The 11,892-nt window shown below is 75.4% G+C and carries 7 protein-coding genes; 4 read left to right on the forward strand and 3 right to left on the reverse strand.

Going from position 1 to position 11,892, the window contains the following annotated elements:
• Positions 1 to 36: 36 nt before the first annotated feature.
• Both QSK20_RS24170 and QSK20_RS24175 read right to left on the reverse strand, forming a co-directional pair.
• The gene (locus QSK20_RS24170; protein ID WP_285790899.1) at positions 37 to 1,122 is read right to left on the reverse strand and encodes a FecCD family ABC transporter permease; all 1,086 of its coding nucleotides are present in this window, start codon (positions 1,120 to 1,122) and stop codon (positions 37 to 39) included.
• Positions 1,119 to 2,165: a FecCD family ABC transporter permease gene (locus tag QSK20_RS24175; protein WP_285790900.1), complete on the reverse strand. Its 1,047-nt coding sequence runs from the start codon at positions 2,163 to 2,165 to the stop codon at positions 1,119 to 1,121. Before QSK20_RS24175 ends, QSK20_RS24170 begins: the two co-directional genes overlap by 4 nt.
• 284 nt (positions 2,166 to 2,449) lie before the next feature.
• On the opposite strand from QSK20_RS24175, the gene QSK20_RS24180 reads away from it, so the two are divergent.
• From QSK20_RS24180 to QSK20_RS24195, 4 genes are read left to right on the forward strand one after another with little or no spacing between them, the layout of a single operon-like run.
• Positions 2,450 to 2,794 (forward strand): CU044_2847 family protein, encoded by a 345-nt coding sequence (locus QSK20_RS24180; protein ID WP_285790901.1) that lies wholly within the window; start codon positions 2,450 to 2,452, stop codon positions 2,792 to 2,794.
• A 10-nt stretch (positions 2,795 to 2,804) separates the two neighbouring features.
• Positions 2,805 to 4,688 carry a VMAP-C domain-containing protein gene (locus QSK20_RS24185; protein WP_285790902.1) on the forward strand — a complete coding sequence of 628 codons (1,884 nt, stop codon included), beginning with the start codon at positions 2,805 to 2,807 and terminating at the stop codon, positions 4,686 to 4,688.
• The gene (locus QSK20_RS24190) at positions 4,673 to 5,743 is read left to right on the forward strand and encodes an AAA family ATPase (protein WP_285790903.1); all 1,071 of its coding nucleotides are present in this window, start codon (positions 4,673 to 4,675) and stop codon (positions 5,741 to 5,743) included. The genes QSK20_RS24185 and QSK20_RS24190 overlap by 16 nt, the downstream gene beginning before the upstream one ends.
• Positions 5,740 to 10,422, forward strand: a complete 4,683-nt coding sequence (locus QSK20_RS24195; RefSeq protein WP_285790904.1) for an SAV_2336 N-terminal domain-related protein — start codon at positions 5,740 to 5,742, stop codon at positions 10,420 to 10,422. The genes QSK20_RS24190 and QSK20_RS24195 overlap by 4 nt, the downstream gene beginning before the upstream one ends.
• On the opposite strand, the gene QSK20_RS24200 is transcribed toward QSK20_RS24195, so the two are convergent.
• Positions 10,387 to 11,892: WD40 repeat domain-containing protein (locus tag QSK20_RS24200; protein WP_285790905.1), on the reverse strand; the 1,506-nt coding region annotated here is incomplete at its 5' end. The two genes, QSK20_RS24195 and QSK20_RS24200, sit on opposite strands and share 36 nt — an antisense overlap.

The raw sequence follows: 11,892 nt of genomic DNA on the forward strand, positions 1-11,892 counted from the left end.
ATGGGGGTGTGGCGGGACGTCGGTCACCCGCGGTGGTCACCGCGACCTCCGGCGGCCCCGCAGCAGCATGTAGATCAGGTAGGGGCCGCCGATCGCGGCGGTCAGCACACCGGCCGGCAGCTGGGTGGGCGCGAAGAGTCGCCGGGCCGCCAGGTCGGCCAGAACCAGCAGCAGGGCGCCGAACAGCGCGGAACACAGCAGCGGGGGCCGGTCCGCCCGCACCAGCCGCCGCGCCACCTGCGGCGCGACCAGGGCGACGAAGTCCACCGCGCCGACCTGGGCGGTCACCATCGCGGCGCAGAGCACACCGGTGCCGGCGAGCCCGATCCGGCGGGCCACCGGACGCAGCCCGATGCCCCGGGCGGTGTCGTCGTCCAGCGAGGTGCTGTTCAGCGCCCAGCCGGCCCAGAGCAGCACCGGCAGCAGGACGAGCAGCGTGGCGGCGATCCAGGCGGTCTCCGTCCAGCCCCGGCCGGCGAGCGTGCCGATCAGCCAGACCTGCGCGCGCAGCCCGTCGATCGGGTCGGCGGTGAGCATGACCACCTCGGTCAGCGCCCGCAGGGCGAAGGCGACCGCCACACCGGCCAGCACGAACCGCTGGGCGGCGAGTCCGTGCCGGGCGCCGAGGGCGAGCACCAGGGCGGCGGCGACCAGGCCGCCGGTCAGCGCCGCCGGGGCGACCAGCACGGCCGCCGCGCCACCGGTCAGGGCGATGGTCGCGGCGAGCCCCGCCCCCTGGGTGATGCCGATGACGTCCGGACTCGCGAGGGGGTTGCGGGAGACGCTCTGGATCAGCGTGCCGGCCACCCCGAACGCCGCGCCGGCCACCGCCGCCAGCACGAGCCGGGGCAACCGCAGCTCCAGGACGACCAGGTCGTACGGGGTCCCGGCGCCGGAGAGCGCCCGCAGGACGTCGGGCGCGGCGACGTACGGGGTGCCGACGGAGAGGCTCAGCAGCATGGCGACCGCCAGCAGCGCGGTCAACGCGGCGGCGACCAGCACCGAGCGGCGTCGTACCTGCACTCCCACCGGTCCGGCCCGCAGCAGCCAGCGGCCGGGCAGCCGGCGGGTGGCGTACGGCGCGGCGGAGCCCTGCCCGGCGCGCTCGGCGGCGGCGGTCACGCGGTCACCAACCGGGCGCGGCGGACCAGGACGGCGAGCAGGGGCGCGCCGATCAGGGCGGTGACGATGCCGGCGGGTATCTCCCCGGGCGGGGCGACCAGCCGGCCGACGACGTCGGCGCCGAGCAGCAACGCCGGCCCGAGCAGTGCGGAGACCGTGAGGGTCCACCCGTGGTCGGCGCCCACCAGGGCCCGGGCCAGGTGCGGCACGGCCAGCCCGACGAACGCGATCGGCCCGGCGGCGGCGACGGCGGCCCCGGTCAGCAGCACGGCGGCCGCGCCTCCGCCGACGCGGACCAGGCCGATCCGGTGACCCAGGCCCCGGGCCACGTCGTCGCCGAGGGCCAGCGCGTCCAGGCCCCGGGCGACCAGGGCCGCCAGCGCCAGCCCGGCCAGCACGAACGGAAGGACCTGTGCGGCGACGGAGAGGTCCCGCCCGGCGAGCCCGCCGACCACCCAGAACCGGTATTCCTCGAAGGTCCGGGCGTCGATGCTGAGCAGCGCGTACACCACGGAGGCGAGACTCGCGTCCAGGGCCGCGCCGACCAGCGCCAGGGTGACCGGGCTGGCGCCCTCCCGGGCGCGGGCCGCGACGGCGAGGACCAGCAACCCGGCGAGCACCGCGCCGCCGATGCCGAACCACACGTATCCGGCGAGCGTGCCGACCCCGAACACGGAGATGGCCAGCACCACGCCGAACGACGCGCCGGCACTGATGCCGAGGATCCGGGGCTCGGCGAGCGGGTTACGGGTGAGCGCCTGGAGGAGCACCCCGGCCACCGCGAGCGCCAGGCCGACAGCGAGGCCGAGCGCGGTACGCGGCATGCGCAGCTCGCGGACGATGGTGCTCGCCTCGCCGCCGTCCGGGGCGACCAGCGCGTGCCACACCTGGTCCACGCCGAGCGGGCGGCTGCCGAGGGCGAAACTGGCCAGCACGGCGACGAGCAGCACGACGCCGGCCGCGAGGGTGACCGCGAGACGGCGGCCACTCCGGGCGCCGCTGCGGTGGCCGGCGGCGGCCGGCGGGCTGACGAGGGCGGTCACGGGTCTCCCACGAACGAGGTTAGGGCCGCCTTACCTTAGCGGGCGGGATCCGGTGAACCTCACCTGCGGTCGTCGATCGACCCTTGTTGAGCTGCGTGAACGGTCGCGCGCGGGCGCCCGTGGGGCGCTGCGGCGCCCCACGGGCGCCGAGCCGGCGGCGGTCGTGGAGGGCCATTCGTACCTTGGTGGACGGACCGGGCGCATCCGAGATCGGCTCTTCTTCCGGAGTCCCGGTGGCACTACCGTTGCACGAAGAGTCACCGCTTCGGGACGGAGGAGCACGCGTGCGCGAGCTGATCGAGGTCCAACTTCCCTCCGGACGCTCCATGTGGGTCACCGTGGAGCCGGAGCAGGAATCCCGCGACGTGGGCTTCGGCGAGCGCTTCGCCCAGCTTCCCGGGCTGGCCGAGATCGTCGAGTGGGTGAGTTCCGGGGTGACCGCCGGACTGCGGCACGCCAGGCCGGACCGGCTGACCGTCGAGCTCGGCGTCGAGCTGGCGGTCGGGGAACGGGGCCTGGTCGCCGCGCTCGGTGGGCTCGGGGGAAAGACCGCCGTCAAGGTGACGATGAGCTGGGGACCGGAGGACGACGACCAGGGCACGGAACCGTCGGCCGCAGAACGCGTGTGACGACATGGGCGTGCCGGATCCCACCGACCAGCTGACCACGTTGCTGAAGGCCTGCCTGGTGCTGGTTTCCGGGCGTGGTGAGGGAAGCGGCTTCTTCATCGGCCCCGGCCTGGTGGCCACCTGTGCCCACGTGGCCGGCGCGACCGGAGACCGGGTCACGGTCGAATGGCGGAACTCCGCCCTGTCGGGCACCGTCGCCTGGGCCTCCACCCTGAGCGGCCGCGGCATCGCGCCGTACCCGGACCTGGCGGTCGTCGAGGTGGCCGTGCCGTCCGGCGGTCACCCGGCGGTGTGGCTGGACGACCACCTGCCGGCCATGTCGGCGCGGCTCGTCGTCGTCGGGCACGCCCGGACGTACGGTCCGCAGGTCGGTCGGACCTCGGGGTGGTTCGCTCACGGCGGCGACTACGAGGACATGATCCGCCTGACCGGCGACGAGGTGGCCCCGGGGATGTCCGGCGCGCCGGTGCTCAACGCCGAGACCGGTGGCGTGTGCGGTGTCACCAAGGCGACCCGGCGGTCGGGGCAGCCCTCGGGCGGTGTCGCCGTTCCGGTACGGGCCCTCCGGGAGATCATGGAACCGGCCCCGTACCGGCGGCTGCGCCGGGAGCACGACGCCCACCACCGACGCAACCGGCGCTGGACCAGCCTGGCCGACGACCTTCCGGGACCGGCGGGGTCGGTCGGTCGTCGGGCCGAGCGGGAGCTGCGCGCGATACTCGCCGGGCTCCCGGCGGCCGACCACGACCAGCACCTCACGGCGTACCGGGCGGTGGCCGGCGAGCTGGCGGTGCCACCCCGGCACCCCCTGCACGACCACGGCGACGTGGTCAGCGAGCTGGCCGGGCTGCTACCGGCCGAGGACGGTTTCCCGCACGTGCTGGCGTACGCGATCGACATGTCCTTCGGCGTCGCCGACCAGTCCGTCGCCGAGGCGTTGCGGGTGTGGGCGCGGTTGTCTCCCCAGGCCGTCCGGGACCGGGACGAGGTGGCGACCCGGTTGGCGGCCGGACGGACCGGCGGCCCGGACGCGGAGACCGCCCGGAGACCGTCGGTGCTGGTGTACGTCCGTCCGGCCGGTCAGGACCGGCAGCGGTACCGCTGCGAACTGTGGCGCTACGACGACCACGACGACGTCACGCCGATCGCCACGGACGGCCCCGACCGGTCGCTGGACGAGTTGCGCCGGCACCTGCGGGCCCGGTTACCGGAACTGGCCCGTGGCGGATCCGACGACGGGCCCCGTCCCCTGATCGAACTCGTGCTTCCGCACCACCTTCTCGACGAGGACGTCGACCACTGGCTGGAGGCTCCGGACCGTAACCCCTGGTCGGTCATCGGGCAGACGAACCCCGTGGTGGTCCGCGAGCTGGAGCGCTTCGACGAGGACGACGACCGCCTCGGTGCCTGGCGGCGACGCTGGAAGGCCCTCGACGGCCAGGACGTCGGCGCGGTGCTCACCACGGTCTCCTGTGCCGAACGCCGGGAGCACCGGGCCCTGCACGCCTGGTTCCAGCTCGAACCCACGCTGGGCGCGCTCGTGCTGCCGTGCTCACCGCAGGAGGTGCCCGCACGCGGGGCGCTCGAAGTGGGCCTCCACTGCGGCATCCCGATCATGGTGTGGCGTCGACGCGGGTGCACCGGGCGGCCCGAGACCGCACACCGGGACTGCCCGGGCAGCCGGCTCGCCGAAGCGGTCGCGGCCGAGTTACGCAGGGCCGGACGGGAGGACGTCCCGGAGCGGATCATGCGGCTGCGCAACCGGGCCGGCGCCGACGGGCATCCCGAGTGCGGGCACGACGTCGTCCTGCTGTGGGACGACCCGGGCCGCCGGCTGCCACGGCCACGGATGACGCCACCGACGCAGGGAGCGGACCAGTGGGTGAGTTCCTGATCTATCGAGGCACCGGCGTCGCGGACCGCGACGACGACCGGATCCTGCGGCGGGCGGAACCGCCACCGTGGCGGGTGTTCGACGGGGAGCCGCTGACCCCGTTGGACCGCGACGCGCCGGTGGGGCGCAAGCTCCCGTACCGGACCAGGACCGTGCCCTACCAGGCCGACGAGGACACGGTCAGGCTGGTCAACGTCGCGCTCCACCTGCGCCGTCCACTGCTGGTCACCGGCCATCCCGGCACGGGCAAGTCCACCCTGGCCTATGCCGTCGCGCACGAGTTGCGGCTGGGCCCGGTACTGCGCTGGTCGATCACCAGCCGGTCCACGCTGACCTCGGGTCTCTACCAGTACGACGCGGTCGGCCGGATCGAGGAGGCCAACGCCCGCCAGGCCGGCCTGCCGACCTCCGGAGCCGCTCCGGTCGTGCCCGAGCCGGACGACGCGGACGCCCCGGACCCGGCTCGCTGGGGTCCCGTCGACATCGGCAGGTTCCTGCGGCTGGGCCCGCTCGGCACCGCCCTGGCCCCGTACGCGTCGCCCCGTGTGCTGCTCGTCGACGAGATCGACAAGAGCGACATCGACCTGCCCAACGAGCTCCTCGACGTGTTCGAGGAGGGCGAGTACGCCGTCCCGGAACTACAACGGATCGCGGACCTCGTCCCGCAGGTCCGGGTGCGCCCGGCGGACAACGGCGATCCGGTGACCGTGAACGACGGGCGTGTCCGCTGTCGGGAGTTCCCGTTCATCGTCCTGACCAGCAACGGGGAGCGCGAGTTCCCGCCGGCCTTCCTGCGCCGCTGCGTGCAGCTGGACCTCGCCCAGCCGGACGAGCGGCGGATCGCGGCGATCGTCCGGGCGCACCTGGGGGACGACGCGCTCGCCGAGGCGGCTGACCTCATCGAGGACTTCCTGGCCCGCCGCGAACAGGGACAGCTGGCCACCGACCAACTGCTCAACGCGGTGTACCTGCTCCATCGGGCCAGCGGTGACGGTCGGCCCGACCGGGACGAACTGGTCGACGTGGTCCTGCGCGAGCTGAGCGGTTCGGGGTGACCGCGCGGATCGACCGTCTGCTCGCCGTCCTCGCCGCCGCCGGCGTTCGGTTGACCCCGGCCGAACTCGCCGAGGCGATCTGGTTGGCCCTGCAGGTGGACGTGGCCGGGCGGGCACCCGCCCCGGCCGTCGGTGGCTCTGCCGGCGTGCCGACGGACAATCAGGGACCCGGCCCGGTGGCGAGCTCCGGGCCGGGTTCGTCCCCGTCCCGGCCCTCCGGCCCGGAGCCGGTCGACCTGCGGCTGCCGGTGGCCACGGGCGAGAGCCCACCGTCGGGCGCGGCCGACCGGGTGACCGGCGCGCCGGGCGAACCGGCCGGCCCCGGGGCGCATGGACCGGCACCGCGGGGTTCCGGCATCCCCGCCGGCCGGGTCGGCGCCGACGGCGGACCGAGCGTGCCGGCGGTGCCCGGTTGGCCGCTGTCGGTGCCCACCGCCAGCGCGCTGCCGAACGGCGGACAGGTCCTGCGCGCGCTGCGCCCGCTGAAACGGCGCGTCCGGTCCGGCCACGGCGGCACCATCGACGAGGTGGCCACCGCGTGCCAGATCGCCGAACGTCGGCTGTGGACGCCGGTCTGGCAGCCGGCGACGGACCGCTGGCTGCACCTCACCCTCGTGCTGGACCGCAGCTCCGTCGACGGGGTCTGGGCACGCCTGGGGCACGAGGTTCGCACCCTGTTGGAACGGCTCGGGGCGTTCCGGACGATCCGGGTGGTGCACCTGGGCCTGCGGCCCGGCGGGAGTATGGGCGTCACCCCACGCGCCCGGCCCGCCCGACCGGACCCGTCGGCCGCGCCGCGCTCACCGCTGAGCCTGACCGACCTGACCGGCGACCACCTGCTCCTGGTGCTCAGCGACTGCGTCAGCCGCCCCTGGCACGACGGCGAGATGTCCCGGGTACTGGGGCACTGGGCCCGCCGCGCACCCGTGGCGGTCCTCCAGCCGCTGCCGGAGCGGCTGTGGCCGCGTACCGGTCTCGACCCCGTTCCCGGCCGGCTGTCCGCTCCGCGCGCCGGCGCGCCGAGCGCGTCCTACCGGTTCACCTCCGCCTGGCGGCGCCGTGGCCTGCCGGAACACAGCGGGCCGGTGCCGGTCCTGGAACTCGACCCGCGCTGGCTACGTCCCTGGGCGAACATGGTCGCCGGCCGGACGGCCGGCGGCATCGACGCGATCGCCACACCCGCCGGTGCGACCGTCGCCGACCCTCCGGTGGGTGGCGAGGATCCGGACGGGACCGCGCGACCGCCGGCCGACCCTGCTCCGGAGCGGCGGGTCCGGGAGTTCCGGGCCGGGGCGTCCGTCCCGGCGTACCAACTCGCCCGGTACCTGTCGGCCGCGGTCCCACTCAACCTCGCGGTGATCCGCGTCGTGCAGGCCGTGATGGTGCCCCGCGCCGGCCCGTCCCACCTGGCCGAGGTGCTGTACGGGGGGCTGCTCACACCGGTGTCCCTCGGTGGCGTGGCGGACGACGAGCAGCACTTCGAGTTCCAGCCGGGCGTACGCCAGGTGCTGCTGGGCACGTTGCACCGGGCGGAGGCCGGTCGGGTGCTCGCCGACGTGTCCGGTTTCGTGGAGCGGCACCTGGAACGCGCCGGGGCGTCGTTCACCGCGGTGGTGTCGGCTCCGGTGGGCGGGCTGACGGTCCCGGCGCTGCGCCAGCCGTTCGCGCAGATCCGCGCCGAGGTGCTGCGCAGGCTCGCCGGACGCGCGGGCGCGGCAGGTGACGCGGAACCGGTGGGCGGTCCGGGGCCGTCGACGGATGCCCCGGAACGGCGGACGCGGCCCGGTCCGGGGGCGGCCGTGCCCGGCCACCTGACGATCCTGCACCTGACCGGATCGACACCGGACAGGGCAGACGGTCCGGCCGGCGTCCACGCGGACGACCCGGACGGGACGGGTGACCCGGGCAGTTCCGGGGCCGCGTCGGAACGGTTCGGCCCGGTCCTGCTCGACGACCTGGTGGCGACATGCCGCCGGGACCGGACCACTCCGGACCTGATCGTCGTTACGGCCGGTCTGACCGAGCGGGCCACACCGGCGGAGTACCAGGTGGCGTACCGACTGCTGGAGGACCTGCGGACGCGGCTGGGCGTACCCACCGGCCGGACGGTCGTCGTCCCCGGCCTGTCCGACGTCAACGAGGGAAGGTGCCGGGCCCACTTTCTGGACCGGGCGGCCGACGGCGCGGAGCCGGTCCCGCCGTACTGGCCGAAGTGGGAACCGTTCGCCGAGCTGACCGCCCGGCTGCCCGGCGCGTCGGCGTTCCAGCCGCACCAGCCCTGGCAACTGTTCCCACTCCCCGCCGCGCGCACGGTGGTCGCCGTGCTGAACTCCACCATGTCCGTGAGCCACCTGCCCGGCGAGCGGTTCGGCCGGCTCGGCGGCGCCCAGCTGCGGTGGTTCGCCGACCGGCTGCGCGACTACGGACCTCGCGGCTGGCTGCGGGTCGGTGTCCTGCACCACGACCCGACCGGTGGCGCGGACGACACGGGACTGCGCGACGCCGACGTGTTCACCCGCCTGCTGGCACCCCAGCTCGACGTGGTGCTGCACGGCCACCGGGGCGGCGTACGCGAGATCGGCCTGACCGGGGTGCCGGCGGTCGGTCTGCCGGACGCGGACGTTCCCGGGTCGCCGGCGGCCGGAGACCGGACGGAGGTGGCCGGCGGGTACCACCACCAGCTGGTGGACCTGCGGCCGGGAACGCTGCGCGTGCTGCCACGCGGCCACGGCGGTCGACCGGGCCGCGCGCCGGAGGTCTCGTACGCCTTCGGCGACCACTGGTGGCCGCCGGAGGTCGGTGACTCCGGTGCGAACGCCGCGGCCGACGTCGACGACCTGACCGACGCGACCCGGACCGACCTGGTGGCCCGGGTGGCCCGGGCGTACCGGGCCCGCACGCCGGGTGCGGCCGTCGCGGAGCACCGGTGGCCGGGCGCACGCCGCGACGCGCCCGTTTCCGGCTACCTGGTGGTCTCGCCGGACGGCGGCCACCTCTCCGCTCCGTACCGGATCGGCGTGTACGACGGCGAGCCGCGCGCGGAGACCGTGCGGCGTTTCCTGGACGACGTGGTCCGGCCGGCGGGCCCGCACCGCGACGCCACGCTGGTCTGCCGATCGGCACCGAGCGACCCCGAACTCCGGGAGCGGGCCCTCGGCCAGGGTGTGCGGCTGGTCGGCTTCGCCGACTTCGAGCTCGGCGACGACGTGCTCTGGTACGCCGAGGCCCAGGCGGCCTCGCTCGCCGACGACCCGGCGTTCCCGGCCACCTGGTACGTTCCGCAGCCCCACGTCCTGGTCGATCCGGCCGCCGTGTCGTCCGCTCCCGGCGACCCGGACCCGGCCGAGCCCGCACCCGACCTGCTGACCCGCCTCCGCGGCTGGCTGGCCGCCCCCGAGGGGCAGCTGATCGCGGTGCTGGGCGCATCGGGAAGTGGCAAGACGTTCCTGTTACGGGAGCTGGCGCGCCGACTGCACGCCGACCGTGATCCGGTGGTGCCGGTCCTGGTGGACCTGCGGAGCCTGGACTGGCGCGTCGGCCTGGACGAACTGGTGGCGATCCACCTCTCCCGGGGCGGCATCCGCCGGGTCGACCTGGACCGGAGCCGGTACCTCCTGCGCGAGGGGCGCGTCGCGCTGCTGTGCGACGGACTCGACGACCTTGCCGCCCGCAGCACCGACGACCGGCTGCGGGACTGGGTGGCCGGTTGGGAGGCCGGGGCGCGGACCGGACCCGGCCGGGGAAAGGTGATCCTGGTGAGCCGGGACGCCGACCTGCTCGCCGACGCGTTCGGCCCGTACGCCACCGGTGACCCGGCTGGCGCGGCGGTCCGCTGGGTACGGCTCGTCGGCCTGGACCGGGAGCGGACGCGCGACTTCCTGACCCGGCGGCTCGGCGCTCCGGAACGGGCGCGAGCCCGGCTGGAACTGCTGGAAAGGATCGGGGGTCTGCCCGGAATGGCCCGCAACCCGCGGATGCTCGCCTTCATCGCCGACATCGACGAGCAGCGGCTGCGCGCGGCCGCGTCGGGTGGCGGTCAGGTGACCGTGGCGGACCTCTACCGGCGGCTGATCAGCGAGTGGCTCGACGGGGAACGCAGGCGTGGCGGCGTCGGCGACGCCCTCGGCCTGACGCCTCTCGACGACCTGGAGCGCGCGGCGAGGTATCTGGCCCGGCGGCTGTGGGAGTCGGGCGAGCCGGCGCTCGGCGCGGACGCGCTCGGCGCGGCGGCGGACATCCTGACCCGGCTCGGTGCCGCCCGTGGCGCCGGGTCGTCTGGTCGCCGGGAGACCGCACGACTGCTGGGCGCCGGGACGCTGCTGGTACGCGACGCGGCGTACCGCTTCCACTTCGTCGACCACTCGGTCCTGGAGTGGCTGGTCGCCCGGGAGATCGCCGACCACCTGGACCCGGAGCACCCCACCGGCCGGGTGCGCGGGCTGCTGCGCCGGGAGTTGTCCCCGCTGGGGGTGGAGTTCCTGTGCGACCTGGCCGGGCACGGCACCGCCCGCCGGTGGGCGCGGGCGGTGCTGGCCGACCCGGCCCTGCCGGTGGAGGTCCGGTCCACTGCCCGCCGGGTGCGGGACCACCTCGACCGGCTCGCTGCCGGGCAGGGCGGCCCGGAGCAGCGTGGGGACGCCCGTTCACCAGAGCCGCCCGCCGGCGGGAACCGGCCGTAGCGCCGGAACGTACGGGTCGAGTTCGCCCGGCTCGAACCGGCACATGCCGATGGCGTACCAGTACTCGCCGTGCGGCTGCCCCGCCAGGACGTACCGTTGGTCGTCGAGCAGGACGGCCGAGCCGCCGGCGGCCAGCGGTACGAGCACCGCGTGCGGCCCGGTGCGAGTGGTGTCCCAGAACCGGACGGCCCGGTCACCGCCAGCGCTGGCCAGGTGACGCCCGTCCGGGGTGTAGGCCAGCGAGCAGATCCAGCCGGCGTGACCGGTGATCGTGTGGGTGAGCCGACCGGTGGCGGTGGCCCAGATCCGGATGGCGCCGTCGGCGCCGGCGCTGGCCAGGTGGTGCCCGTCCGGGGAAAAGGCGATGGCGGTGACCGCGCCCTCGTGTCCGGCGAGGGCACGCGGCGGCACCGCGGCGTCGACGCCCCGGATCCGGATCGTTCCGTCCTCGTCCGCGCTGGCCAGGTGACGCCCGTCGGGGGAGAAGGCGATCGCCCGGACCGCGTTGGCGTGCCCGGCCATGACCTGCCGCCGGCCGGTGGCGAGATGCCAGACCCGGACGGTACCGTCCGTGCCGGCGCTGGCCAGGTGGTGCCCGTCCGGGGAGAAGGCGATGGCGGTGACCCCGCCGTACCGTCCGGCGAGGGCCCGGACCGGACCCTGGCCGGCGACGTCCCACATCCGGATCGTGCCGTCGATCCCGGCGCTGGCGAGATGACGTCCACCGGGCTCGAAGGCGATCGCGCGCACCGCGCCGACGTGCCCGGTCAGGGTCGCCTCGACGTCCGCTGTGGCGGGGTCCCAGACCCGGATGCCGCCGTCCTGGGCGGCGCAGGCGAGATAGCGACCGTCGGTGGAGACGGCGAGGGCGGTGACGGCGGTGTCCGGACCACCGGGCTCGGACAGGACACGGGGCTGGTCGCCGACCACGGGGCTCCACATCCGCACCGCGCCGTCGCCCGAGCCGACCGCCAGCCACGCGTCACCCTTGCCGGGCGGGAAGCACAGCGCACGGGAGTCACCGCCGCCGCCCCGGAGGGTGCGCGACAGCCTGCCGTCGGCGGTGTCCCAGACCCGCACGGTCTCGTCGTCGCCCGCGCTGGCCAGGTGTCGACCGTCCTGGTAGTAGGCCACGGCATGGACGGTTCCCGTATGGCCGGTGAGGGTGTGCAGGGCCTGACCGGTGCCTCCGTCCCAGACCCGGATGGTGCCGTCGTCGCCGGCACTCACCAGCCGTCGCCCCTCCGGCGAGAAGGCCAGGGCCCGGATCCAGCCGGTGTGGCCGGTCATGGTGTGCGCGATGGAGCGGGTGGCCACGTCCCACACGTGGACGCGCCGGTCGTCACTGGCGCTGGCTATCCGGTCGCCCGACGGCGCGTAGCCGACGGCGTGGATGGTGCCGGTGTGTCCGGTGAGGGTGTGGACGGTGCGGCCGGTGGTGGTGTCCCAGATCCGGATGGTCTCGTCGTC

Source organism: Micromonospora sp. NBRC 101691 (assembly GCF_030269285.1).
Lineage (GTDB): Bacteria > Actinomycetota > Actinomycetes > Mycobacteriales > Micromonosporaceae > Micromonospora > Micromonospora echinospora.